Genomic DNA, 25,185 nt, shown 5'->3' on the forward strand with positions numbered 1-25,185 from the left:
AATATGGAAAAATACGATAAATACGATCGCAAGACGATAGAGGAATTAATCGACGGTACGATAGATTTTGTCAAATTAAAAGAAATGCTCTCCAATTATAAAGACACTGACCGATTTGACAAATATATTAGCATCCTTCAAGAAAGGGTGCCGTGGGATGATCCGATTTTGCTTCCGGCCGGCCTTCATCTCTATATTGTGCAAAAGCCGGATGGCCGGCGCATCGTAAAATGCGATTGTGGATATGAATTTTGCGAGGCAAGCGACAACTGGAAGCTTCATGCGCTCATCTATGTTCGTGATACAGTAGAAAAAATGGCGGAACTGTATCCGAAATTGATGGCGCCAGATCCGGAATGGCAGGTGCTTCGCGAGTACTATTGCCCTGGCTGCGCAACACAGCTTGAGGTAGAAGCGGTGACACCGTGGTATCCGGTCATCAAAGACTTCGAGCCTGATATCGATACATTCTATAAAGAATGGTTAAAGCGCCCGCTTCCGCAGGGGAAATAAAAATAAAAAACAGACGGCGGCGAAAAGCTGCCGTCTGTTTTTATGCATTGCATTTTCTGAAATGGAATGCAAGGGAGAAGCTCATTATTGGAAAGACGAACATAGGAGCTGCCGGACTGCTTAACGCTTTAGCGATGCCAGAATTTGAACTTTCTCTTTTTCTTCTTTAAAATATGTTATAATGAAACGTGTTGAAACGCAGATGCATTAATGTATTCAAAAAAATCTCCATATTGGTTCGAAACTAGATACATAGAAAACAAGATTTCGCGGAATTAAGCGGCTTTATGTTGATGGCGATACACGGATGGAAACGCCAAAATGACAGGGTGGCCGCTAATTTTATTGGTAAAACGTAAATTTGCAAGGTTGGAGGAGAACGATGGCTACATATACGCCGATGATTCAGCAATACTTGGACATTAAGGCACAATATCCAGATGCCTTTTTATTTTTTCGCCTTGGCGATTTTTACGAAATGTTTTTTGACGACGCGATCAAAGCGGCGCAGGAACTGGAAATTACGCTGACAAGCCGTGATGGCGGCGGCGAAGAACGGGTGCCGATGTGCGGCGTCCCGTATCATTCGGCGCAAGGATATATTGAACAGTTGATTTCAAAAGGATATAAAGTCGCGATTTGCGAACAAGTCGAAGATCCAAAAACGGCAAAAGGGGTCGTCCGCCGCGAAGTCGTTCAGCTCATTACCCCTGGAACAGTGATGGAAGGGAAAGGACTGTTAGATAAAGAAAACAACTACTTGGCGACGGTGACCATGTTTGATGATGGTACGTATGGTTTTGCTTATACGGATTTATCAACAGGGGAAAATCGCATAACGCTTCTTGCTTCATTGGATGATGTGATGAATGAGCTGTATGCGATCGGTACGAAAGAAATTGTCATTTCTTCTCAATTCCCAGAACAGTATCAACAGCTATTAAAAGAACGTTATGATGTGACGATTTCTTATGAGGACGAAACAGCGATTCCTGAAGGATTTACGTCGATCGTCGAAGCGCTTCAGCAAGATAAACTTAAAACGACGTTCGGCCGCCTGCTTCATTATATTATTCGCACGCAAAAACGACGCCTCGATCATATGCAGTCTGTTCAAGTGTATCAAGTCGATCATTATATGAAAATCGATTTGTACTCGAAGCGAAATTTGGAATTAGCCGAGACAATCCGTTCCAAAGGGCGGAAAGGCTCGCTGTTGTGGCTTCTTGATGAAACAGTGACGGCAATGGGCGGGCGGTTGCTGAAACAATGGCTTGATCGCCCGCTTTTGGATCGCAAACAAATCGAACGGCGCTTACATATGGTCGAAACACTGATCCATCATTATTTTGAACGGCAGGAGCTGCGCGAACGTCTTCGCGAAGTGTACGACGTCGAGCGCCTCGCTGGCCGTGTTGCCTACGGAAACGTAAACGCGCGCGATTTAATTCAACTGAAAAAATCGCTTCAGCAAATCCCGGCGTTAAAAGATATTGTTGAAAACCTTTCAGATGATGAAGCGAAGCAGCTTGCCGACAAACTCGATCCATGTTCGGAACTTGTCGATCTGTTAGAGCGGTCGATTCAAGAAAATCCGCCATTGTCCGTCAAAGAAGGAAACATCATTAAAGACGGATATAACGAAACGCTTGATCGTTATCGCGATGCAAGCCGCAATGGGAAAGCATGGATTGCCCAGCTAGAAAGCAAAGAACGGGAATTAACCGGGATTAAATCATTAAAAATTGGCTATAACCGCGTGTTCGGCTATTACATTGAAGTGACGAAGCCGAATCTTCATTTGTTGCCAAAGGGACGTTATGAGCGAAAACAAACACTAGCAAACGCTGAACGTTTTATTACCCAGGAATTAAAAGAAAAAGAAGCGCTCATTTTAGAAGCGGAAGAAAAAAGCATCGAACTAGAATACGAATTGTTTGTGGACATTCGCGAACGCGTAAAACAATATATTCCGCGTTTGCAATCATTAGCGAAAACGATTAGCGAACTCGATGTCTTGCAGTCGTTTGCGACTGTAAGCGAAGAGCGTCATTACGTAAAACCGCAGTTTTCCGATAATCGTGAGCTGATCATTCAAGCGGGCCGCCATCCAGTAGTGGAAAAAGTGCTTGGGGCGCAAACGTATGTACCGAACGATTGTTATATGAATAAAGAGCGGGAACTGTTGTTAATTACGGGACCGAATATGTCCGGAAAAAGCACGTACATGCGGCAAATTGCCCTTACTGCCATTATGGCGCAAATTGGCTGCTTTGTACCGGCAGAGAAAGCAGTCCTCCCAATTTTTGACCAAGTGTTTACGAGAATTGGTGCGGCGGATGATTTAGTATCTGGGCAAAGTACGTTTATGGTCGAAATGCTCGAAGCGCGCAATGCGATCGTTCACGCGACACAAAACAGCTTAATTTTGTTTGATGAAATCGGACGCGGCACGTCTACGTATGATGGGATGGCATTGGCGCAAGCGATCATCGAATACATTCATGATCATATTGGCGCGAAAACGTTATTTAGCACACATTATCATGAATTAACGGATCTGGAGCAATCGCTTGCCAAGCTGAAAAACGTTCATGTGAGAGCCGTTGAGGAAAATGGAAAAGTCGTGTTTCTTCATAAAATTGAAGAAGGACCAGCCGACCAAAGTTACGGCATTCATGTCGCCGAGCTTGCTGAGCTTCCGGCTTCTCTCATTCAGCGCGCCAAAGAAATTTTAGCCGAGCTTGAGCAGCAAGAACAGCGAAAAGAACAGCCAAGCGGCAAGAACGAGGCGGTCTTCGAACAGCTCAGCATGTTTGCCGAAGAGCAGCCTTCAAAAGAAGAATCCCATCTATCGAAAAAAGAGAAAAAGGCGCTTGAGGCATTAAAATCAGTCAATTTGTTGGAAACAACGCCGCTTGAAGCGTTAAACAAATTATACGAAATTCAAAAACTATTAAAGTAAAGGAGGCATAGCGATGGGAAAAATTCGTAAGCTCGATGACCAATTGTCCAATAAAATCGCCGCAGGGGAAGTCGTCGAGCGTCCTGCCTCCGTCGTTAAAGAGCTCGTTGAAAACGCGGTTGACGCCAATAGCACCATTATTGAAATTGAATTAGAAGAAGCAGGACTAGCGAAAATTCGCGTCATCGATAATGGGGACGGAATGGAAGAAGATGATTGCCTCGTTGCTTTTGAAAGACATGCGACAAGCAAAATTAAAGATGAGCACGATTTGTTTCGCATCCGCACGCTTGGCTTTCGCGGCGAAGCGCTGCCGAGCATCGCCTCCGTCTCGGAAGTTGAGATGAAAACAAGCACGGGAGACGGTCCAGGGACGAAAGTGGTTCTAAAAGGTGGAAAACTCGTTGTACACGAACGGACAACAAGCCGCAAGGGAACCGATATTACTGTATCTAACTTGTTTTTCAACACCCCGGCCCGTTTAAAATATATGAAAACGATTCATACTGAGCTTGGTCATGTCACCGATGTCGTCAATCGCCTTGCCATGGCGCATCCTGATATTTCGTTTCGGCTGCGCCATCACGGGAAGCAGCTGCTTTACACGAGCGGCAACGGCGATGTACGCCATGTGCTTGCCGCGATTTACGGCATGGATGTCGCGAAAAAGATGATTCCAATTCAAGCGGAATCGCTCGATTTTACCGTTCAAGGCTACATTTCGCTTCCAGAAGTGACGCGCGCTTCGCGAAATTACATTTCCACGATCGTCAACGGGCGATATGTGCGCAACATTCCGCTCGCAAAAGCGATCGAAGAGGGATATCATACACTGTTGCCGATCGGCCGCTATCCGATTGTATTTTTATCGATTGCGATGGATCCGATTTTAGTCGATGTCAATGTCCATCCGGCAAAATTAGAAGTACGTTTCAGCAAAGAAGCGGAATTAAACGAGCTCGTCACCCAAGCGATTCGCCAGGCGCTTCAAGCGCGGACGCTTATTCCTGAGATGACGATCAAGCAAAAAGAAACTCCAAAACCAAAAGCAGAACAAACGGCTTGGACGTTTGAACATGTCGTTAAAGAACCATTTGTTTCTCCACTCGTTCATGTAGATGAACCAAAACAAGTAGATGAGCCAAAGCAATCAAGTCCAGTGCAAGAACCAAAGGAGGAAATCCCTTCGTTTTTGCAGGCAGTGGAATCAAAACAAAATGATGTCGATGATGAACTAGTCGAAATGGACGAGCAAACGGAATCATCAGACGAACAAGAGCATGTGAATGACCGGCTTCCGCCGCTTTATCCAATCGGGCAAATGCACGGAACGTACATTTTGGCGCAAAATGAGAGAGGGCTTTACATCATTGACCAGCATGCTGCCCAAGAGCGCATTAAGTATGAATATTTTCGCGAAAAAGTTGGCGAAGTAATAAACGAAGTGCAGGAATTGCTTGTTCCGCTTACGTTTCATTATCCGACAGATGAATATGTGCTAATTGACGCACATCGTGAAGAATTGGCGAAATGCGGCGTCTTTTTAGAACCGTTCGGGCACAATACGTTCATCGTCCGCTCCCACCCATCGTGGTTTCCAAAAGGGGAAGAAGCGGCGATTATTGAAGAAATGATCCAGCAAGTGATCGATATGAAAAAAGTCGATATTAAGCAGCTTCGTGAAAAAGCAGCGATTTTAATGAGCTGCAAACGTTCGATTAAAGCGAACGAGTATTTGCGCGATGACGAAATCTTCGCACTCTTGGAATCATTGCGCAAAACGACTGATCCATTCACCTGCCCGCACGGCCGCCCAATCATCATCCATTTTTCCACGTATGAGCTGGAGAAAATGTTTAAGAGAGTGATGTAAATATAAAAGCGCAACATCCTTGTTCTATCAAGGAGTTGCGCTTTATTTTTTCGTTTGCCCTGCTTGTAAGCCCGAATCACTTTACGGATTGCTTTCTGGGGAATTGTGTATGCAAGCAAAAATACAGTAATTTGTTGTTCCGGAAGGGCGAACAGTAGATTAGGCAACGAAACAAAAGAGTAATTATGTTTCCAAAGAGGTGATAACGAATGAACGATAAAGAGCGGTTGAATGAAATTATAATTCGCTACAAGACTGTTAAACCGTTTGAATTTTATAACGACATCGGTGTTATCGCGATGGATGAAAAGGATAAAGATTGGCCTATTGAACAAGCGAAGAAAGCTGTGATATCTGAAGATTATTAGACCAACAACGAGCAATTAAAAAGAGAATTCAAAAATTTCTTTGGCTCTGTTGAGGTAATCAAAGCAAAACAGATTGAGGTAGACAGAAAAATTAAGGACTTTACGAAAAGGGTTTATCGAGCGTTTCCGTGGGTTTTTCTTTAAGGGGCAACTAGAGAGTATGCGGGTAGCTTTTAGAAACAAAATAGCGGGTGGTGAGAACGTGCGGCAACTCACGATTTTTGATTTTCTTGAAGAAGTTGTCGAGAATGAATCGAGATATACTTTTGATAACGAAAAGGGATCATCGATGCAAATGCGGGGGGAATTTTGATTCCCCGTTGGAACAAAGAACAAGGTCATTATGATTCTGTTTGTGCGCATTGCTTTTCAACTAAAGAACGTTTTTATCCAGCGAACATGTGTCAAAGATGCGGCTGCACAACGAACGTCTATCAAGTATGGCTGTACGACTATAACGCGGAAAATGTATGCAAATATTGCATAAGACAGGACATGTTGCTTTCGAAATTTTTTAAGCCGTCAATAAAAGGAAGTAATCTGAAGTAAACAAAATAGCAAGGTGAGTTTCAAAAAAGCACTTCTATAAAGAAGCGCATAATTACCTAAATAATTTATTTAAAGCCGGAATTAATTTGTTAAAATAAGGCTTGATTATGAAATCCTTAGCGCCTATTTGAAGAGCATCAATAATGAAACTTTTTTGCCCCATCGATGAACAAATTATTACTTTTGCTTTTGGATCAAATTTTAAAATATTTTTTAAAGCATCTAATCCATTCATAATAGGCATAATTAAGTCAAGTATAACAATGTCAGGTGATTTTTCTTTGTAAAGAGATACAGCATTACTACCATCAGAAGCTTCAGCGATAACTTGGTAACCATTAGCGGTTAAGAGATTCTTTAATAAGTTTCTCATAAACATTGAATCATCAGCAACTAATACAGTTTTATACATTTGAACCACCTTTGACTAAAAAAGTAAATATATATCCTTAAAAATGTACATATGACAGTGCGCCTAATAAGGAACCTTTAAAAAAATCACAATGATTTTTCATGGGAAAGACAACTGGCTGGCATGTCTATTGAAAATAGATTTAGCTCCTTTCGCTTTGCGTTTTGCCCTTTCGAGTAGTTTGGTGATGCAATATTAAATTTTTTGTATATATTTGTCGAAACTTGTCCAATAATCTAAAGAAATATTAACAAGTTTTATAGTTAAATTTACATAGGAAAAATCGATTATTTTTTGATATTGAAAGTTATTAAATAGTACTATTGATCTATTAAACAAAAAATATTCAGAATGGTAGTTATGTTTTCCAAGAAGGGGTGATATGATCCCCTTATAGTAGACAGAAAAAAGAAAGCCAATTCATCTGTCTACTATAAGGGGATTTTTCTATGGGAAAATACGAAAAACATATGATGCAAAGTTTAAAAAGAAAGCTGTGGATTTATATTTGAAAGAGGGCATGAGTCATAAAACGGTGGTGAAAGAATTAGGGATTGATAAGTCCGGTACATCGATGGGTGAAACGCTATGAATAGGAAGGAATACAAGGTCTGAAGGAAAAACGGGACAAATCGAAAGGACCAAATAAAGGAAGAACGAGAACTCATCCGGAAGATCCTGAAACAAAAATCAAGCGCCTTGAGGCGGAAGTAGAGATGCTAAAAAAGCTCTTAATTGATATGTTCTCTGAAGGATTTCTCAATAAATATGATTTATCTAACTTTAGTTTAACTGATCGTATATTTGGATATCATTTTTTGTGAGTCATATTCCAGGAGTACTTGAACCATCGGCTGAGCAACGAATTTCAAGTATAACGCATCGGCGCAAGTATATGGAGATGAGAGCCTGCGCAGATTGTTCTATACCGCCTGCACCCGGGCTATGCATTACTTGCAGCTTTACAGTGTAGGCGAACCGAGCCCCTTTTTGCGCAACGTTGAGCCGGGGAGTTTGCTTTTGATCCAGAGTTAACACGGGGCTGGTCTGGAGTCTTAAATGTATCACTGTAATTAAATTTTGTCGGCGGCGGTCGAATTCAACGTGATAAGAAGAAAGAGGTCCATGCCATTACAGAATAAAGGTTGAGCAACATGACATAAGCCGGAGCGCAAGTGCAGCAGCTGCACACATCGTTCCGGCTTATTCCTTTTCAGTGGAACAACTTCTACTTTTCAATCAATCCACTTCTTCTAGAACGTCAAAAGCAACAAAATGCGCAGGGTTAGACTTTGTTAAGCGTTTGACTGCTTTTTCTTTCCGTGCTTGGAAACGTTGCATGACGGACTTAAAGCAAAGCTTTGCTTGTTCATCCAGCATGATCATTTTTCCGTCAAGGATGCAGTCTGAAGGTAAATTAATATCCTTCATTTCTGGGTACTGGAAAGTACACTCATTTGGCGGCGAGTACTACCACTCTAGTAGTGTAGTAAGGCTCTGTGGCCGTCAAATTTGAGCTAATGAAGGTATCCTCTGGGTACTGCATCTGATTTATGAAGCAACATGGACTTCAGAGACTGGTGTCACACGCGATTCCCTCCATGCTCCCACAATACCATTAAGAAAATAACCATCAATATGAGAGTGGTGGCAAAAATATAGCATATATTTTTATATAACAGTAGTTGCATTTAGTCATCTGTTATAATACAATACTAATAAAAATAAATATTCGGAAAATTTTTTGAAGGTTCGTTCGACTTGAATGAGCGTCTTGTATCCGGTTACCATGTCGGCTGAGGATAAGCCGGTATTTGTCTTAATCAGGAACTTTTCATCCCGTAACCCCTCCTTGGCTAATGCTGCTTCATTGGAAACGTTAAGGTTTGTCCATCATCATCGACCTCGAATAGGCTTGCATGTTCTTTCGGGTCAGGATTTCCGCGACCTTTATGATGGTATTTTTCGGATCGAGTTTTCTTCCCCGTTTACCAGGTTTGATGAGACATTCAGTATAGTGCTCTTTTAATTTTTTAGAGATGCGGTTTTGTAACCCCAAAAATGGTCCTTAACTGTCAAAGGTGAGTTATAATCCTCATTTCTCACTTTTTGAATTCGTTGATATATTCTTTAAAGAAAGCGAGGTAATGGAGATGAATGTAAAATCCCTCGAACAAGTATTTACCCAGACAGTAAAATTTTTCGAATGGCTGCTAGCGGGAATCATTATTGTAGCGGTAATTGCAGAAGGAACAATGCTCGTCCATGACCTATTCAGCTACATCATGGAAGGGGAAATCATGGAGAAATTTCAGGATTTTTTAGCTCATGCACTCTTGTATATTATTGGATTAGAGGTCGCACTTATGCTCATCAAGCACGATATGACACTCGTCATGGATATAATCATTTTTGCCATTGCCCGTAAGATGATCATCTTGAATGTGCATATGTGGGAGATTCTAGTCGGAATCTTAGCCATCTTTATCCTCTACTACCTTAAATGTTACGGACTGAGTTGCCGCTTTTTCCCCAACCGACCTTAATTTTTAACAATCAGAGTTAATTTTTTTCACAGCGTAAACGTTCCGAATTCATGGGGTCCAATTTTTTACATTCACTCGTTCAACGGCAGTTCGCTTTTTAGCTCTTTGTAATTCTGAATAGATTTTGAGCAATAAATTCAATTAAAAACTAGTAAATTTTCGGTACGGGGCATCCAGCGAATGATTGAAAGTTACAGCCTGCCGAATAAAAAACTTACGCCCCATACGTTTTGTAAGTGAATGCTGAAGGTCACGAACAACGACATTGAAAAAGTACGGCGGCTTGCCGGCCATAGCAATATCGCCACGACATCTCGATACTTAAAAGACAGCTATAGTGATTTGGCGGATGCGGTGGAGGCGTTGCTGAAATTTTAACAAAGTTGGTTGTGCATAGGTGTACCGATAACAATTGGGATAGTTCAGTACGGCCATGGCATCTTTGAACCTTTCTTCGAAGATTGCTATGGTCTTTGGCGTTTTCTTATCCCATTAGCCAGCACTTACTCCAGTTAAAGATGGTCAAATCACTGGCGTCTGCTTAATTGAGTGATTCAAAAAAATTTTTATTTTTCATATTTCGCTATTTATCTCATTCCTTTAAATGATTATCAAACGCCTCTTGAACCTTATCCTTCTTGGGTGAAACAATTTTTCCCTTAACCTGCTTTAACGTCGCTACTATAAGAATGCTAACAATCACTAATAAGAACCATGAACTTACCTTTCCTAGATGAACGAGACTCCATGCATCGGTTTGGTTTGGATATTCCCAAGCTCCAAAGAACGTTGCGATATTTTCGGCTATCCATATAAAAAATCCGATGAGCACAAAAGAAAGTGCGAGTGGCATACGGTAACGAGTTCCATCAACCTCGAATGTGACCCATGATTGCCAAAAGACGATAATTACAAGTCCAGATAATCACCAACGAACGTCAATCCAATAATGGTGGGTGAAAAAATTCAAATAAATCGCAGCTGCAAGAGGTACAACTACCAAAAACGGTGGCCACTTAACCAGTTCAACCTTAAACCTCCTCCACGCCTGGCAAAGATAACTCGCTACACTTGCGTACATAAATCCACTATACAAAGGCACTCCAAAAATTTTGAAATATCCTTCCTCTGGATAAGACCAGGAGCCCATATGTACCTTGAAAAGTTCAAGAGCGAGCCCAATAAGGTGGAACAATGTGATAACCTTTAGTTCATCCCGTGTTTCAAGCCCAGAACGCACCATCCACCACTGCATCAGAAGGCAGATGATGAGCAGCCAGTCATACCGTGGTAGGAAGGGAAGTGGCATGAATTTTGTAAAAGCCAAAGAGGCAAAAATAACGACAGGAAACAAACATGATAGGGCCTGCTCCCAACCAAAACGAACGAGTTGTTTTAGGGCTCTCATGATTTGTGCCTCTTTATTATCCTTGAGTGTCTTCGTCGCTTTTGTATTCTAAAATATCTCCAGGCTGACATTCTAAAGCCTTACAAATCGCATCTAAAGTTGATAATCGAATCGCTTTTGCCTTTCCATTTTTCAATATAGAACGTGTTGCAAAACGCATAACGAATGCATAAATGCACATAAAAAATCCACCACCTTGGAAATCATATACAGTAGCCAAAAAACAACTCTCCAAGGGGTGGGCACTATCATGATTTTCCATTTAAACAACGAACATGCATGGTCTTACGAAATGGATCCACTTTTAGCATCCTTATTTCGATATATTGACTTTCTGTCGTTGCCAGAAACACCGCATGTGACAGGAAGGACGCCAGTGTTTGGATAATTATAATAGTTAAACAGTTTAGTAAAATTTGTTGCGCAAGGGGAGAGGGAACATAATATGCGCAATCATGAATTTAACGAACTATCTGCTTTTGTTATAATAAAAAAATGTACAGATCCATTTTATAGAAAAAGGAGGAAAAACATGACTGAATTGAGCAAGGTGCAGATTCAACATCAACGGTTATCTAAAGCTAAAATCGCTAAAAGAGCAACTGCTATTTTCATCGGGGCTGTTTTAATGGCAGTAGGACTTGAAATCTTTTTAGTCCCTAATAACATTATCGATGGAGGCATAACAGGCATTTCAATTATGCTTTCACATATTACGGGTTTTCGTCTTGGAATTTTTATTTTTCTTTTAAACCTTCCGTTCTTTTTTATGGGTTATAAACAAATTGGAAAAACTTTTGCTATCTCCTCATTGTTTGGGATTATCGTTTTATCCATTTTTACTTCTCTGTTTCATCCTATTCCAGCCTTCACAGACGACCTTTTATTAGCTACCATTTTTGGCGGAATGATTCTAGGTACGGGCGTAGGTCTTGTCATTCGTTATGGCGGCGCTTTGGATGGCACAGAAATACTCGCTATACTCATAAACAAAAAACTCCCTTTCTCTGTTGGCGAGATCATCATGTTTTTTAATATTTTTATTCTTGGTGCTGCTGGGTTTGTTTACACTTGGGATAGAGCAATGTATTCAATTTTAGCCTATGCGATTGCTTTTAAAACGATTGATGTTGTCATTAAAGGATTAGATGAATCGAAGTCGGCATGGATTATTAGTGATATTCCTGTAGCCATTGGGAATGCTATCATGAACCGATTAGGGCGAGGTGTTACATATTTAAGCGGAGAAGGAGCATTCTCTGGTGACGGTAAAAAAGTGATATTTTGTGTGATTACCCGTCTTGAGGAGGCCAAACTTAAAGAAATTGTCGAAGAAAATGACCCAAATGCTTTTTTAGCTATAGCAGATATGGCTGAAGTACGCGGTGGACGTTTTAAGAAAAGAGATATTCATTAAGGTGTCTTTTTCTAAATTATAATCGAACAAAATTACGGAAACGGTACGTTTATTGGTGCAACATCAAAAGGTGTAAAAGTTGTTAAAATGAGTGATAAATATTGGAAAGACCGATATATAGGTGCTAAGCGAGTCATTAAGTAGATAAAAGGCTATATTAAAGCTTCTTGTTAATTGGTAGAAAAACGGCAGACTTTTAGTGGATATTTTGTTTGAAGCAGGGCGTCGCTCCGATCGGGGCGGCGCTTTTATTTTTAGGATAAAGCATGGAGTTTTATAAAGGAGCGAACGAAATGGAGTTTTCTGAATAAACTGGCTAAAAAAGAATAAGTCCAAACTTAGTGAAGAGTATTATGGCAAACTTGAAAAGGCAAAAATATTTGTATGGATAAAAAATGGTGAAGCAAGCGATCCATCACTGGATATTATTCAGTCATTTCGTGTTTTATTAAATGTTGTTGGAAAATATATGAAAGAAAAAACATAATAGCAATTTTTTGTTAATTAAGGGTGATAAGTATGGAAAAATTAAAAATCGGCGATTGGGTTTATTATGCAGGGGATGAATATCAATTAGAGGGTGCATTGGGTTATGTTGATCGAGTGGTTGATTCTTATTGTGTTGTCGAATTTATACAAGACCGCAAAGGAAAACGATTAAAAAGGCGAAAAAGTTGCTCGATAGGGGAATTAATCCCGGCCAAAAGTAAGTCACCGATGACGAAAGAGGATTTTGATACATTGATGGATTTGGCGTTGGCGACCAAAGATTTTGAATGGTGTAAACAGTTGCTCGAACAGTTGAAAGGACAAAAAAGCGGCAAAGTAGGTTGATTCGTCATTCAAAGTGAAAGCCACGATAAAAATTTGTTGTAAGAACTACACAGGAGAAAGCTGGTTTGGCCATATGGATGGGCAGATAAAAATCATTGTAAATCAGCCAGTTGATATGGATAAGGAAACAAAATGACCATTTTGTTTCCGAGGAGGGAACAGGATGAGAAAAATTAAGTTTCAAGAAATTGCTAAAGGCTCTTCCCCGAGAGAATATTTAGAATCTATTAAACAGGATATATGCAGGACGAAAATGATCCAAATATTTACTGGGGAGAGCCTTCCAGTTATCTTAATTTACTAATTTAAGTAATCTACCATCGTTCTATAGATGATCGAAAATAATGAAGCCAAGGCTATTCATTTTCTGAGAAAAATGATAATATTCTTATGGAAATTCTACATACTGGTGGTGCATATATGTTTTCGTCGTTAAAACGATTTTTAATTGGCAGACCGTTGAAATCAACCGAACTAGGAGAACAAAAGCTGGACAAATTAAAGGCATTGGCTGTCTTATCTTCTGATGCTCTATCTTCGGTTGCGTACGGTACGGAACAGATTTTGCTTGTTCTTGCGTCGATTGGAGCTATTGCATTTTGGTATTCCATTCCTATTGCGATTGGAGTTCTTATTCTATTGGTGGCGCTTATTTTATCGTATCGCCAAATCATTTACTCTTATCCGCATGGAGGAGGGGCTTACGTCGTTTCCAAAACGAACCTAGGCATAAATCCGGGGCTCATTGCTGGAGGCTCTTTATTGGTCGACTATATTCTAACCGTGGCAGTAAGCTTGTCTGCAGGAACGGATGCCATTACATCCGCGTTTCCAGTTTTGCATCAACACACAGTAGGAATTGCTGTCGCACTGGTTGTGTTTATCACTATTCTTAATCTGAGAGGCGTAACCGAATCCGCTTCCGTTTTGGCATATCCCGTTTATTTGTTTGTGTTGGCGCTCGTAATTCTCATTATTGTTGGGATTTTTCATATTATAAATGGACAAGCACCGTCTACCTTACATACGCCGATCGGTACTGCGGTGCCTGGAATTACATTATTCTTGTTGCTTCGGGCGTTTGCATCTGGTTGCTCTGCGTTGACAGGGGTAGAAGCGATCTCCAACGCCGTTCCAAATTTCAAGGAACCGGCGGCAAAAAACGCTGCTAAAACGTTAGTGATGATGGGGTTCATTCTCGCTTTTCTATTTGTAGGAGTCACTTTTTTAGCATACTGGTATGGAATTGCTCCGAAAGCGGAAGAGACGGTTGTCTCCCAACTCGCTTCCGAAGTGTTTGGAAGAGGCTTTATGTATTACTTTATCCAAGGAACAACTGCCCTTATTTTAGTCTTGGCTGCAAATACCGGGTTTTCCGCATTTCCGCTGCTGGCATATAATCTGGCATCCGATAAATATATGCCAAGAATGTATCTTATCCGCGGCGACCGCTTAGGATATTCAAATGGAATCATCACGCTTGGTCTTGCTTCTATTTTGCTGATTATCGTTTTTAAAGGGCAAACGGAACAGCTCATTCCTTTGTATGCGGTTGGCGTATTCATTCCTTTCACTTTGTCGCAAACAGGAATGATTGTCAAATGGGTGCGCGAAAAACCGGCGGGGTGGGTCCCGAAGCTGCTTGTGAACTTGCTGGGAGCGATCATTACACTAACTGTACTGTGCATTTTCTTTATCACAAAATTTGCTCAAGTATGGTCTGTGCTTGTATTTCTTCCGATAATCGTATTTGTTTTTCACCGAATCCATAAGCACTATGATGCTGTGGCTGAACAACTGCGGGTCAATCCAAATGAGATTCCGGATAAAATAGAAGGAAATGTCGTCATTGTACCTGTTGCGGGAATCACAAAGGTAGTAGAGCAATCGTTAAATTACGCCCAAGCCATTGGGGATTATGTATTGGCTGTATATGTGGGATTTGACCGGGAAAGCATGCTTCGAATGGAAGAGAAATGGAAGAAATGGAGGCCAGACGTTCGCCTTGTTACACTAATTTCTTATTATCGCGATCTTATCACGCCAATTTCCAAGCTAGTGGATACGATTGAAAGCAAGGCAGAGGAAAGAAATTATACAGTAACGGTTTTGATTCCTCAATTTATACCGAAAAAAGGGTGGCATAACTTTTTGCATAACCAATCCAGCGTTTTGTTGAGATTGTACCTTCTATATAAGAAAAATGTGATTGTCTCCACAGTTCCTTATCGGCTTTATAAGTAGAAGTTCATATTCGATTGCATGCGGGGATGATTGCTGAATGATCATCCCCGTTTTTATTAATGGCTTCGTTCAGAGACGGAAGTATTCTTGGTTAAAATGATAAAACTTCTATTTAATCCAAAAATAATAATTACTAGGAAAAAGATACTGAAAACAAAATGATATTTTTAACCTGTAATGTAACTGTAATAGATTTGTAACCACTTCTTATTCTTTTTGTTATAGATTAGCAACTTTTTTTAAATATAATGATTGACGTCATAGAAACGAATACCAAAAATACATCTGTGGGGGAGCGCAAAATGAAAAAATCATTTATTCTTACAGGTACAATCATAAGTTCTTTATTAGCGGGCCAAACTGCTTTCGCTAGTACTTATACTGTCCAAAAAGGCGATACGCTTTGGGGAATATCGAAAAAATACAACACTACTGTAGAAACATTAAAACAAATGAATCATTTAACTTCTGATTTTATTTTCCCTGGCCAAATATTAAAAGTTAACGAAAGTGAAGATACATATGTAGTGAAGGCTGGCGACACCTTAAGTAAAATTGCAAAGCAATTTAATACGACTGTTGCTGCGTTATTAAAGATGAATCCCGAAATTTCTAATCCAAATTTTATTAAGACAGGCCAAACTATTCGTTTGTCAGGATCAGCTTCAGTTCCTTCTACTAAGGAATCAGGTGCTAGCGGTTATTACATCGTTAAAGAAGGAGATACTCTTTCTGGCATCGCTAAAATGTTTCATACACCAGTTCGTTCATTGCTCGCTTTAAACCCGGAAATTACAAATCCTAATTTTATTCGAGCGGGACAATCTATTAAAGTTGCTGGAGAAAAAGCTCCTGCTCAATCTTCCAATCAAAAAATTTCTAAATCTTCCCCGGGTTCGATGTCTACCACTCCTTCCAATAGCACAAAAGCTGTGAATTCTTCTTTGGCTGATCGAGTCATTCAAATTGGTGAAAAATATTTAGGCGCTAAATATTTATATGGTGCCAGCCCATCTCGCACAGATGCATTTGATTGCTCATCTTTTACTATGCGGGTGTTTGGTGAAGCTGGAATTTCTTTGCCACGCACTTCGACAGCACAATCACAAGCAGGCACGACGGTTTCTTTCAATCAGCTTCAAAAAGGAGATTTAGTCTTCTTTGATACAGACTTCGATGGAACGATCAATCACGTTGGAATTTATGCGGGTAACGGCCAAATGTTAAATGCTTCAACTTCTAAAGGCGTTTCTTATGCATCGATCGGTTCTTCTTATTGGCAAGAACGTTTTGTGAAGGCAGTCCGTGTAATCAATTAATCTATGAAAAAGAGGCTGACTTCAAAAAGTCGATTCAGCGACTTTTGAGTCAGCCTCTTTTTTGTCAGTCTTATTCAACAAGCGCCCTCGTTCGTTCCATAAAGTTCTCACACGAATGTGATGTTATCTCAATCACGAATGCGGCAAGTAAACAGATAAAAAAGGCCGACATCTTAGTCGGTTTTCTTGCGCTCCCCCTGTCCGCTGGTGAAATAAACTTTATGCTTAAGATAGTCCTGCAAACTTGTTTTCAAATCTGCAAAACAAACAATTTGATTGTCATGGGAGCGCAAATGTAGACGGGAATTTATCGGCGGACGAAGTGTATATTCATGGAGAGGCAGTCATTAAAGGGGGCTGTGACGCGGAACAATTTCAAGCGAGAGGGGAGTTTTCCGTCGGCGGCTTATTAAATGCGGGGACTATTCAAATAAAGCTTTTTGGACATTGCCAAGCAAAAGAAATCGGCGGGGAGCGCATCGAAGTCAAACAGCCGGGAAGGACATGGCTGAAGAAACTGCTCTTTCCTGTCGGCTTGACCGCTGAAAGCATCGGAAATTTATTTAGAGCATACGAACGCAAAAGCAGTCAGAGGCAACCGGGTGACGATCGGTCCTGGATGCGACATTGAAGTCGTGGAATATCAAGGTGAGTTTCAATGTAATCCAGGGGCGAAAGTCGGTGCTTATCAAAAAGTGTGAAGGAGGGAAAAAACCATGAGGAGATATGCGCTATTTAACGGTAAACGGATCCGCGCTCACTTGATTCGGCAAAGTTAAAAGTGGAAACGATTGAAGGGGATGGCATTTATTTAGAACACACCGACGCCAAAATTGTCAGAGGCGACCGCATCATCATTGGTCCAGGCTGCAACATTGATCTTGTTGAGTATCACACAAGCTTTCACCAAGACGAAAAAGCGACCGTGAAAGCAAAAAGAAGATCATAATTTACGGATCGATTAAAAGAAGCGTTTCACGGAATGGCAAACAGGGTTCCGTCCATGAGCATTCATGCCCTTCATGCGATTCTTTCGCCGGAAGCGCGCGCCCATATCCCAGCGTCTATACTCGAAAAAATAACGGCCGCGTTGGCTTCTTCCATCGCGCATACGTTCTTATGGAGCCTAATTCCCGCAGCGCTGACACTTCTGTTCGTCTTTTTCATGCCAAACGATCGGTTCGCATCGATGCATGCCGCACAAAGCGGCAAGGTGCAGGTCGGGAAGGAATAAATTTCGTGTAATGAAAAAGCGAATGCCGACAATACACGGCATCCGCTTTTTATTTATACTCTTTTTTGGCAATCGGTTCTTTTTGAAACGAACGAATTAATGAGATGACGATCAAAATCATAATGATCGCAAACGGAAACGCAGCGATGATTGATGCGGTTTGCAGTGCTTCTAAGCCGCCTGTCCAAAGCAAGATAGCAGCTGCTGCTGATTGAACGATTCCCCAAATAAATTTTACCGAATTTGGCGGATTCAACATTCCTTTTGTTGTTTGCATACCGAGAACGAACGTAGCGGAATCGGCTGATGTGACGAAAAATGTACAAATTAATAAAATAGCTAATCCCGACAAAATAGTGCCAAATGGGAATTGCTGCAGTGTGAAAAACAGTGCTGATTCCATCCCTTTTTCGTTAATGACATCGATGATGCTGATATGTTGAAACCGTTCTAGATATAACGCCGAACCGCCAAAGACAGAAAACCATAAGGCACTAAATACGGTCGGAACGGCTAACACACCGATCATAAATTCACGTATGGTACGACCTTTTGAGATGCGGGCGATGAACGTTCCAACAAACGGCGCCCACGCAATCCACCATGCCCAATAAAATATTGTCCACGATTTGGGCCAGTCGCTTTGTTCAAACGGCGCCAACCGGAAACTCATGGACGGCAAGTTTTGCAAATAGGAACCAATCGTCGTTGTAAACACATCCATAATAAAATTCGTCGGGCCAACAAAAAGCAAAAAAAACATCAGCAGGACGGCAAGAATGATGTTTATGTCACTCAATATTTTAATTCCTTTATTCAATCCTGTTTGCGCGGAAAGCATAAATAAAAACGTAACAACGATAATGATCAATAATTGAGTTGTAAAGTTGTTTGGTATGGATGGAAATAAATGTGATAATCCTCCGGCAATTTGAATTGCTCCAAGCCCTAACGAAGTTGCAACACCAAAGATCGTTGCGTATACAGAGAGCGTATCAATCGCGACGCCGACAGCGCCATTTATTTTATCGCCAAATATTGGCCGCAATACACGGCTAATAATCCCAGGTTCTTTTTTGCGGAATTGGAAATACGCAAGCGCTAGAGCAATTACACAATAAATCGCCCACGGATGAATCCCCCAATGAAAAAAGGCATATCGCATCGCCATGCGGGCTGCTTCCGGCGTTTCTCCTTCTCCGGCAGGTGGCGCATAATAGTGGGAAACTGGTTCAGCCACCCCCCAAAACACTAACCCGATTCCCATACCGGCACTAAACAACATCGCAAACCATGTGATGTTGCTATACTCTGGCTTTTCATTGTCTCCGCCAAGACGAATATTTCCGTATTTAGAAAAAATTAAGAACAAACCAAAGGCAAGAAATGTCGTTGCTGCCAATAAATAAAACCAGCCGAATTTATCAATTAAAAAGGAATGCATTGCTGTACTAACAGCACCTAAGTTATAGTCGGGCAGTTTATTGGCAGGAATCACTCCCCAAAAAATAAATAAAATAGCAATTGCTATTGAAAAATAAAACACGCTTGTTGTTTTTTTCATCTAATTCCTCCTTTAGTATTAGTATGTGCCGATGAGGATCGTGTTAGCGTTTTCGGGTGCCGGAGAAGGAAAGAAAAAAGTTTTCCATTTCTATGGTAACGAAAAAATACAGAAATGGCAATGGATTTGCTTTTATTAACAGGAGACAAGCATTTTTTTTGTAGGGAAACGGTTATGTCATGTAAAATAAAATATTCATGGCAGATAAAAAGGAGGATAGACAATAGTGAATAACAGAATATCCGTAATGGTAAGCATTGTGCTCGCGATGCTCGTGGCATCGATGGATACAACGATCATGAATACGACGATGCCGATCATTGCCAAAGAACTTGGAGGATTTTCTCTTTACGCGTGGTCGTTTGCTTCCTACATGATCACGACAACCGTTCTTTCTCCAATCGCCGGGAGACTTTCCGACATATTTGGGAGAAAGAAAGTATTTAGCTTCGGCATTATTTTATTTCTAATCGGTTCTCTTCTTTGCGGGATGTCGCAAAATATGGTCCAGCTTGTTGTATTCCGCGCGCTGCAAGGGATTGGCGCCGGTTTTATGATGCCTTTTCCTGCCATTATTGCTGGGGATTTATTTCCAATTGAAAAGCGCGGAAAAATTCAAGCGTTTTTTACGGCAATGTGGGGGATTTCCGCAGTTCTCGCGCCAATGTTAGGAACCTTGTTTGTCGAATACGCATCATGGCGCTGGATTTTTTATGTGAATATCCCGATTTGCTTGCTTTCCTTGCTCACACTATTGCCATATAAAGAAGTGTACGAACCAAAACGGGCGGTGATTGACTATATTGGAGCGGTACTATTTGCGGCCGCGATCAGCCTTTTTCTATTGACGACGGTAGCCGAAAGCAACCATTGGATGTATGTCGGCATTGGCGTTGTGTTATTAGTTATTTTTTACTTATATGAAAAAAAGCAAACGTCTCCGCTTGTTCCATTGACGCTCGTGCAGCATAAAACGTTAAAATGGATGAACATGAACGGATTTGTCAGCTGTGTCGCTTTATTTGGCACGTCTAGCTACATTCCGCTATTTTTGCAAAATATCGCCCATCAATCGGTGTTTGCAAGCGGTGTCGCCCTTTTAGGCATGTCGATTGGTTGGATGATTGTGGCGGTGCCGGCGGGAAAATGGATTTTGCGCTATGGGTATCGCATGTTATTGATTATCGGAAACGTTCTTCTTGTGCTTTCTGGACTGCTGCTAGCACTTTTAAATGAAAGCCACGGATTTTTGTATGTCTTTTTTGCCATGTTCATTCAAGGGCTGTCGTTTGGATTGACATCTACTGTCGGTGTCATCGGCTCGCAGCAGCTTGCCGATGCGCATGAAAAGGGAATCGCGACTTCATTTTTCATGTTTTGCCGCAACATCGGCACAGCCATTGGTGTAACGATTATGGGCGCCTTTTTAACGAAAGCGGCTGATTTTATGACTGGCATCCATCATCTGTTTTTATTTGGATTTATCGGCAGCATTGTGGCTTTATTCACATCGTTTTTCATTCGTGATGAGTCGGAACAGAAAAAAAATAATTTGCTTCGTTCCGGGGAAATGGCCTAAATATTTAACATGATATACCGATAATAAAGAAGGGAGGGTCATTTCCTTCTTTTTTGTAGATGGGTTGTTAGATGTGAATAAACGGGGGGATCAGATGATGAAGATGACAGTCCGAAAAAAATTGTATGCAGTATTTGCCGCCGTATATATGCTGTTAATCGCACTCGTTGGCATTGCTTATTATCAGATTTCTACTATTAATGCTAGTTATACGCATCTTTTAAATGATAAAGTTTCCAATCTTATCGATGTTAAACAGCTAGAAGTTCTGATCCGGCGCGAGCAAGGGAGCATGCGCGGTTATTTGCTTACCGGCGACCAAGCGTCATTGACAAACTTTACGAAAGCGCACGATGAATATGAAAAACTAAGCAATAAACTGGAGAAAACGTTGACAAAGGCGGAAACAAAAGAGTTGCTAGCACGATTGAATGAGCTGGAACAACAGTTTTACGAACTAGGGCAAAAAACGTTTCAATTAAAACAGGAAAATAATGTGGAGGCTTATACACAGTTAATTACAACAGGAAGGGATATTACTACACAATTTGATGAAGCGGCACAACAACTAGTGGAAATCCAACAAAAAGATATGAATCAGGCTGACAAGGATGCAACGTCAAAAGCGGCATCCATTAAAGTATGGATGATTATTATCGGAGTCATTGCGCTCGCTATTGGCAACCTCCTTACCATTTACATGAGCCTCAATCTTTCTCGTCCGCTCCGCACTCTTTCGGAAGCCGCAAAACGAATCGCCGATGGTGATTTGACTGGGGAGAAAGTTATAATTCGCAACCGCGATGAAATCGGGGAACTGGCGGCATCTTTTAACCAAATGACGAAAAATTTACGTGATGTATTAGAGCAAGTAGCGATGAATGCCGAACAAGTTGCGGCGTCTTCCGAACAATTGACGGCGAGTGCGGAACAGACGAGCAAGGCGACAGAACAAATTGCATTAACGATTCAAAATGTTGCTGCAGGTGTGGAAAAGCAAGTGCAGAGCGTAGAAGAAACATCGGAAACGATCGATCAAATGTCTGAAGGAATTCAGCAAATTTCCGAGCGTGCCCAAAACGTGTCGAAAATTGCGATGCAAACGTCGGAAAGAGCATCAGAAGGCGGAAAAACGATTCAAACAGCTGTTGCGCAAATGAATACAGTAAATGACACCGTTGAACGCCTTGCTGGGATTGTGAAAGGATTAGGAAACCGATCCGAGCAAATCGGAAAAATTATCGAAGTGATCAGTGGAATTGCCGATCAGACGAATCTTTTAGCGTTGAATGCAGCAATTGAAGCGGCACGGGCGGGCGAACATGGACGAGGATTTGCTGTGGTGGCTGATGAAGTTCGGAAATTGGCGGAACAATCCGCACAGTCGGCGCAACAAATTGCTTCATTAATCGCGACGATTCAAGAGGAAACAAATGAGGCGGTTCGATCGATGGAGACAGTACTGAAAGAAGTAGAAACTGGTACTGGAGCCATCCGCACTTCTGGTGAAGCATTTCAACAAATTCAAACAGCTGTCCACGAAGTCGCGGCACACATTCAAGATGTTTCTGCTTCTGTTCAACAAATGTCAGCCGCTGCGGAACAAGTAGTGCAATCGATGCAGCTAGTGACGCAAATTGCTGAATCTGCCGCGTCTGGAACCCAAGAAGTATCCGCCGCAACAGAAGAACAACTCGCTTCCATGGAGGAAATTTCTGCTTCTGCCGCTTCCTTATCGAAAATGGCGGAAGACGTAAAATCACTTTTAAAACGATTCAACATGTAATGAACGTCCATAACGACGTTCGTTTTATTTTTGAAACGTTTTACCGGACCGACTAACACATTAAATTTTTTCTATATGTAAATCTTTTGTCCATTTGGATATAATAAATAAATGTATATATTACTGATGGAAGAAAGTAGTGGAATTGCAAATGGGAGAGAAGCTTGTCGTCATCATTGGACCGACCGCTGTAGGAAAAACAAAACTAAGCATCGCTTTAGCCAAGCGGTTAAATGGGGAAATCATCAGCGGGGATTCGATGCAAATTTATAAAGGAATGGATATCGGAACAGCAAAAATTAAACCGGAGGAAATGGAAGGGATTCCGCATCATTTGCTTGACATTAAAGAACCGTGGGAATCGTTTTCCGTTGTCGAATTTCAACAAATTGCCCGCTCGCTTATTCACGAAATTTCCGGGCGTGGGTGTCTGCCGATGATTGTTGGTGGTACAGGGCTTTACATTCAATCCGTCATTTATGATTACCGTTTTTCGGACGCCCCTTCCGATGAAGCGTATCGTCGTCATTTGCGACAGATCGCCGAGGACAAAGGAGAAATGGTTCTTTATGAGATGCTTAGTGCCATTGATCCGGAAAGCGCGGCGCGAATTCATCCGCGCAACATTCGCCGCGTCATCCGCGCACTAGAAATATATCATTGCACAGGCAAGACGATGACGGAATGGCAGCGCGGGCAAACGAAAAAACTTCTTTATGATGTGGCAATTATCGGGCTAACGATGAAACGCGAACAGTTATATCGTCGTATTAATGAACGGGTAGATCAAATGATTGCCGAAGGGCTTCTGGAAGAAGCGAAAGCATTATACGACCGTGGCATTCGCGATTGCCAATCCGTCCAAGCGATTGGTTATAAAGAGCTGTATGACTATTTTGATGGGCGCGTTTCCTTAGAAGAAGCGATTGAGCGGCTAAAACAAAATTCACGCCGCTATGCGAAACGCCAGCTGACATGGTTTCGCAATCAAATGCCTGTTCAATGGTTTGATATGACGGATGCAGCAAAGTTTGATGAGAAAGCGGAGGAAATTTTTCAGTACATAGCAGGAAAGCTTCAATTAGAAGCGAATATATAAAAATTAGGTAGAGAGAAAAAGAGGAGGACGTCTCATGAAAAATTCCATTAACATTCAAGACCAGTTTTTAAATCAGTTGCGCAAAGATGGAACACAAGTCACCGTATTTTTGCTAAATGGCTATCAGCTAAAGGGTTACATCAAAGGGTTTGACAATTTTACCGTTTTGTTGGAAGTCCAAGGAAAGCAGCAGCTTATTTATAAGCATGCGATTTCTACGTTCGCGCCGGAAAAAAACGTTCAGTTTGAAACAGAATAATCGGCGTGTCTAAAATTTTTGGATAACAACGCGAACAGCGAAGTGCCCGCCTTTTTAGACGGGCACTTTTTTACGCGTAAAAATCGACCGTGCTGAATAAAATATACAAACTTTTATTTCTTCGGAAATCGCAAAAATAGACAATCGTTAGCAGATGTTGTCGCTTGGTTTCTTTCATTTGGGCGATTGTCACGAATTGGTGATGATGAACGTATACTGATAAAGAACGAGGCGACAAAAAAGGTAGCCATGAAAATGGTGAGGTGAGGTGACGCTCCATTGTCTGAATTAACAATGAACAAGGCAAAAGGTCAAATTAATATTGTGCTCAATTCGAAAAATATTAATCATCTAGTCAAAGAAGATCGGAATGATTTTATTAATTATGAAGAACATCACATATTAAAAGATATTCAAAAAGAACTTGATCAACTTATCGGCCTTGATCATGTAAAAAAAATCATTAAAGAAATTTATGCGTGGCTATATATTAACAAAGTTCGCAAAGAAAATGGGTTAAAATCGAATAAACAAGCGCTTCATATGATTTTTAAAGGAAATCCCGGCACAGGAAAAACGACGGTAGCACGTTTATTGGGAAAACTGTTTTTTGAAATGAACGTTCTTTCGAAAGGGCATTTTATTGAGGCAGAACGGGCCGATTTAGTCGGAGAATATATCGGACATACAGCAAACAAGACGAGAGATTTAATTAAAAAGGCGCGCGGCGGCATTTTGTTTATCGATGAAGCGTACTCGCTTGCCCGCGGCGGAGAAAAAGATTTCGGAAAAGAGGCAATCGACACTCTTGTAAAGGGAATGGAAGATTATTGTGATGATTTAGTGGTCATTTTAGCAGGGTATCCGAAAGAGATGGACTATTTTTTATCATTAAATCCAGGTTTGCCTTCCCGCTTTCCATTGACCATCGAATTCCCTGATTATACGGTCGATGAACTAGTGAAAATCGCAAAACAGATGTTGCATGAACGGGAATACGAATTTACACCGGAAGCGGAACGAAAACTATATTATCATATCGAAGAAGTGTTGGAGGATAAACATCGCGGAAAATTCAGCAACGGGCGCTACGTGCGCAACTTGATTGAAAAAGCAATTCGCAAACAGGCGGTGCGCCTGTTGCGTGAAGGGCGATATGATAAAAAGGAACTAATGCTGATCCGCGATCGGGATCTTATAGTTGGTTCGTAAGCAA

The 25,185-nt window shown here is 41.2% G+C and carries 20 protein-coding genes, 5 pseudogenes and 1 riboswitch; of the genes and pseudogenes, 20 read left to right on the top strand and 5 right to left on the bottom strand.

Features of this window, described 5'->3' with window-relative positions; all coding sequences use genetic code 11:
• Positions 1 to 3: 3 nt before the first annotated feature.
• The 4 genes from DER53_RS10565 (at position 4) to DER53_RS10580 (ending at position 5,719) form a co-directional block, all read left to right on the top strand.
• A complete protein-coding gene (locus DER53_RS10565; protein WP_062753317.1) occupies positions 4 to 513 on the top strand; it encodes an acetone carboxylase subunit gamma in 510 nt (169 codons plus the stop codon).
• A 382-nt stretch (positions 514 to 895) separates the two neighbouring features.
• Positions 896 to 3,478 carry a DNA mismatch repair protein MutS gene (gene mutS, locus DER53_RS10570; RefSeq protein WP_062753315.1) on the top strand — a complete coding sequence of 861 codons (2,583 nt, stop codon included), beginning with the start codon at positions 896 to 898 and terminating at the stop codon, positions 3,476 to 3,478.
• A 13-nt stretch (positions 3,479 to 3,491) separates the two neighbouring features.
• A complete protein-coding gene (gene mutL / locus DER53_RS10575) occupies positions 3,492 to 5,351 on the top strand; it encodes a DNA mismatch repair endonuclease MutL (protein ID WP_062753314.1) in 1,860 nt (619 codons plus the stop codon).
• Positions 5,352 to 5,560: 209 nt separating this feature from the next.
• Entirely contained in the window at positions 5,561 to 5,719 is a 159-nt protein-coding gene (locus tag DER53_RS10580) for a hypothetical protein (RefSeq protein ID WP_156482437.1), read from the top strand.
• A 601-nt stretch (positions 5,720 to 6,320) separates the two neighbouring features.
• Here the strand turns inward: DER53_RS10580 and DER53_RS10585 are convergent.
• Positions 6,321 to 6,680, bottom strand: coding sequence for a response regulator (locus DER53_RS10585; protein ID WP_062753312.1), 360 nt, complete (start codon positions 6,678 to 6,680; stop codon positions 6,321 to 6,323).
• Positions 6,681 to 6,786: 106 nt separating this feature from the next.
• Positions 6,787 to 6,876, bottom strand: a riboswitch (cyclic di-GMP riboswitch).
• 300 nt (positions 6,877 to 7,176) lie between these two features.
• Between DER53_RS10585 and DER53_RS17675 the strand changes: the two are divergent.
• A pseudogene (locus DER53_RS17675) lies at positions 7,177 to 7,414 on the top strand (helix-turn-helix domain-containing protein); the annotation flags it as partial.
• Between the two features lie 505 nt (positions 7,415 to 7,919).
• On the opposite strand, the gene DER53_RS10590 reads toward DER53_RS17675, so the two are convergent.
• The gene (locus tag DER53_RS10590; protein WP_073967904.1) at positions 7,920 to 8,111 is read right to left on the bottom strand and encodes an ATP-dependent DNA ligase; all 192 of its coding nucleotides are present in this window, start codon (positions 8,109 to 8,111) and stop codon (positions 7,920 to 7,922) included.
• 722 nt (positions 8,112 to 8,833) lie between these two features.
• On the opposite strand from DER53_RS10590, the gene DER53_RS10595 reads away from it, so the two are divergent.
• Positions 8,834 to 9,226 (top strand): phosphate-starvation-inducible PsiE family protein, encoded by a 393-nt coding sequence (locus tag DER53_RS10595; RefSeq protein ID WP_141103841.1) that lies wholly within the window; start codon positions 8,834 to 8,836, stop codon positions 9,224 to 9,226.
• 144 nt (positions 9,227 to 9,370) lie between these two features.
• Positions 9,371 to 9,604: pseudogene (locus DER53_RS10600) on the top strand (tyrosine-type recombinase/integrase); the annotation flags it as partial.
• A gap of 214 nt (positions 9,605 to 9,818) precedes the next feature.
• On the opposite strand, the pseudogene DER53_RS10605 reads toward DER53_RS10600, so the two are convergent.
• Both DER53_RS10605 and DER53_RS10610 read right to left on the bottom strand, forming a co-directional pair.
• A pseudogene (locus tag DER53_RS10605) lies at positions 9,819 to 10,634 on the bottom strand (DUF817 domain-containing protein).
• A gap of 16 nt (positions 10,635 to 10,650) precedes the next feature.
• Complete coding sequence (locus tag DER53_RS10610) at positions 10,651 to 10,815, bottom strand: helix-turn-helix domain-containing protein (protein ID WP_073967901.1); 165 nt, start codon at positions 10,813 to 10,815, stop codon at positions 10,651 to 10,653.
• Positions 10,816 to 10,884: 69 nt separating this feature from the next.
• Here DER53_RS10610 and DER53_RS10615 point away from each other — a divergent pair.
• From DER53_RS10615 to DER53_RS10655, 8 genes and pseudogenes are all read left to right on the top strand, one after another.
• Positions 10,885 to 11,013 (top strand): annotated as a pseudogene (locus DER53_RS10615) (ISNCY family transposase); the annotation flags it as partial.
• Between the two features lie 153 nt (positions 11,014 to 11,166).
• Positions 11,167 to 12,051 (top strand): YitT family protein, encoded by an 885-nt coding sequence (locus DER53_RS10620; protein ID WP_062753307.1) that lies wholly within the window; start codon positions 11,167 to 11,169, stop codon positions 12,049 to 12,051.
• A 519-nt stretch (positions 12,052 to 12,570) separates the two neighbouring features.
• The gene (locus DER53_RS10630; protein WP_062753305.1) at positions 12,571 to 12,885 is read left to right on the top strand and encodes a hypothetical protein; all 315 of its coding nucleotides are present in this window, start codon (positions 12,571 to 12,573) and stop codon (positions 12,883 to 12,885) included.
• A 420-nt stretch (positions 12,886 to 13,305) separates the two neighbouring features.
• Positions 13,306 to 15,129, top strand: a complete 1,824-nt coding sequence (locus DER53_RS10635; RefSeq protein WP_062753303.1) for an APC family permease — start codon at positions 13,306 to 13,308, stop codon at positions 15,127 to 15,129.
• 302 nt (positions 15,130 to 15,431) lie between these two features.
• Positions 15,432 to 16,448 (top strand): C40 family peptidase, encoded by a 1,017-nt coding sequence (locus DER53_RS10640; protein ID WP_062753301.1) that lies wholly within the window; start codon positions 15,432 to 15,434, stop codon positions 16,446 to 16,448.
• A 244-nt stretch (positions 16,449 to 16,692) separates the two neighbouring features.
• A complete protein-coding gene (locus tag DER53_RS10645; protein WP_244319548.1) occupies positions 16,693 to 17,079 on the top strand; it encodes a hypothetical protein in 387 nt (128 codons plus the stop codon).
• 132 nt (positions 17,080 to 17,211) lie between these two features.
• Positions 17,212 to 17,397 (top strand): annotated as a pseudogene (locus DER53_RS10650) (bactofilin); the annotation flags it as partial.
• Between the two features lie 54 nt (positions 17,398 to 17,451).
• On the top strand, positions 17,452 to 17,682 hold the full coding sequence (locus DER53_RS10655) for a hypothetical protein (protein WP_041269619.1): 231 nt from the start codon (positions 17,452 to 17,454) through the stop codon (positions 17,680 to 17,682).
• A gap of 49 nt (positions 17,683 to 17,731) precedes the next feature.
• Here the strand turns inward: DER53_RS10655 and DER53_RS10660 are convergent, their stop codons facing one another.
• Complete coding sequence (locus tag DER53_RS10660) at positions 17,732 to 19,246, bottom strand: glycine betaine uptake BCCT transporter (RefSeq protein ID WP_062753299.1); 1,515 nt, start codon at positions 19,244 to 19,246, stop codon at positions 17,732 to 17,734.
• A 226-nt stretch (positions 19,247 to 19,472) separates the two neighbouring features.
• On the opposite strand from DER53_RS10660, the gene DER53_RS10665 reads away from it, so the two are divergent.
• From DER53_RS10665 to spoVK, 5 genes are all read left to right on the top strand, one after another.
• Positions 19,473 to 20,825, top strand: a complete 1,353-nt coding sequence (locus DER53_RS10665; protein ID WP_062753297.1) for an MDR family MFS transporter — start codon at positions 19,473 to 19,475, stop codon at positions 20,823 to 20,825.
• Between the two features lie 97 nt (positions 20,826 to 20,922).
• Positions 20,923 to 22,611 carry a methyl-accepting chemotaxis protein gene (locus tag DER53_RS10670; RefSeq protein ID WP_062753295.1) on the top strand — a complete coding sequence of 563 codons (1,689 nt, stop codon included), beginning with the start codon at positions 20,923 to 20,925 and terminating at the stop codon, positions 22,609 to 22,611.
• A 151-nt stretch (positions 22,612 to 22,762) separates the two neighbouring features.
• Positions 22,763 to 23,710: a tRNA (adenosine(37)-N6)-dimethylallyltransferase MiaA gene (gene miaA, locus DER53_RS10675; RefSeq protein WP_062753620.1), complete on the top strand. Its 948-nt coding sequence runs from the start codon at positions 22,763 to 22,765 to the stop codon at positions 23,708 to 23,710.
• 34 nt (positions 23,711 to 23,744) lie between these two features.
• On the top strand, positions 23,745 to 23,969 hold the full coding sequence (gene hfq / locus DER53_RS10680) for an RNA chaperone Hfq (protein WP_062753294.1): 225 nt from the start codon (positions 23,745 to 23,747) through the stop codon (positions 23,967 to 23,969).
• Between the two features lie 279 nt (positions 23,970 to 24,248).
• Positions 24,249 to 25,181: a stage V sporulation protein K gene (spoVK, locus tag DER53_RS10685; RefSeq protein ID WP_015863549.1), complete on the top strand. Its 933-nt coding sequence runs from the start codon at positions 24,249 to 24,251 to the stop codon at positions 25,179 to 25,181.
• Positions 25,182 to 25,185: the final 4 nt, after the last annotated feature.

This window comes from Parageobacillus toebii NBRC 107807 (genome assembly GCF_003688615.2).
Lineage (GTDB): Bacteria > Bacillota > Bacilli > Bacillales > Anoxybacillaceae > Parageobacillus_B > Parageobacillus_B toebii.

Coding starts and splice junctions, on each gene's coding strand:
- DER53_RS10595 (WP_141103841.1), top strand. CDS start 8,834: ATGAATGTAAAATCCCTCGAACAAGTATTTACCCAGACAGTAAAATTT.
- DER53_RS10640 (WP_062753301.1), top strand. CDS start 15,432: ATGAAAAAATCATTTATTCTTACAGGTACAATCATAAGTTCTTTATTA.
- DER53_RS10565 (WP_062753317.1), top strand. CDS start 4: ATGGAAAAATACGATAAATACGATCGCAAGACGATAGAGGAATTAATC.
- DER53_RS10660 (WP_062753299.1), bottom strand. CDS start 19,246: ATGAAAAAAACAACAAGCGTGTTTTATTTTTCAATAGCAATTGCTATT.
- DER53_RS10585 (WP_062753312.1), bottom strand. CDS start 6,680: ATGTATAAAACTGTATTAGTTGCTGATGATTCAATGTTTATGAGAAAC.
- DER53_RS10620 (WP_062753307.1), top strand. CDS start 11,167: ATGACTGAATTGAGCAAGGTGCAGATTCAACATCAACGGTTATCTAAA.
- DER53_RS10630 (WP_062753305.1), top strand. CDS start 12,571: ATGGAAAAATTAAAAATCGGCGATTGGGTTTATTATGCAGGGGATGAA.
- hfq (WP_062753294.1), top strand. CDS start 23,745: ATGAAAAATTCCATTAACATTCAAGACCAGTTTTTAAATCAGTTGCGC.
- DER53_RS10655 (WP_041269619.1), top strand. CDS start 17,452: ATGAGCATTCATGCCCTTCATGCGATTCTTTCGCCGGAAGCGCGCGCC.
- DER53_RS10580 (WP_156482437.1), top strand. CDS start 5,561: ATGAACGATAAAGAGCGGTTGAATGAAATTATAATTCGCTACAAGACT.
- mutL (WP_062753314.1), top strand. CDS start 3,492: ATGGGAAAAATTCGTAAGCTCGATGACCAATTGTCCAATAAAATCGCC.
- miaA (WP_062753620.1), top strand. CDS start 22,763: ATGGGAGAGAAGCTTGTCGTCATCATTGGACCGACCGCTGTAGGAAAA.
- mutS (WP_062753315.1), top strand. CDS start 896: ATGGCTACATATACGCCGATGATTCAGCAATACTTGGACATTAAGGCA.
- DER53_RS10670 (WP_062753295.1), top strand. CDS start 20,923: ATGAAGATGACAGTCCGAAAAAAATTGTATGCAGTATTTGCCGCCGTA.
- DER53_RS10610 (WP_073967901.1), bottom strand. CDS start 10,815: ATGTGCATTTATGCATTCGTTATGCGTTTTGCAACACGTTCTATATTG.
- DER53_RS10590 (WP_073967904.1), bottom strand. CDS start 8,111: ATGAAGGATATTAATTTACCTTCAGACTGCATCCTTGACGGAAAAATG.
- DER53_RS10635 (WP_062753303.1), top strand. CDS start 13,306: ATGTTTTCGTCGTTAAAACGATTTTTAATTGGCAGACCGTTGAAATCA.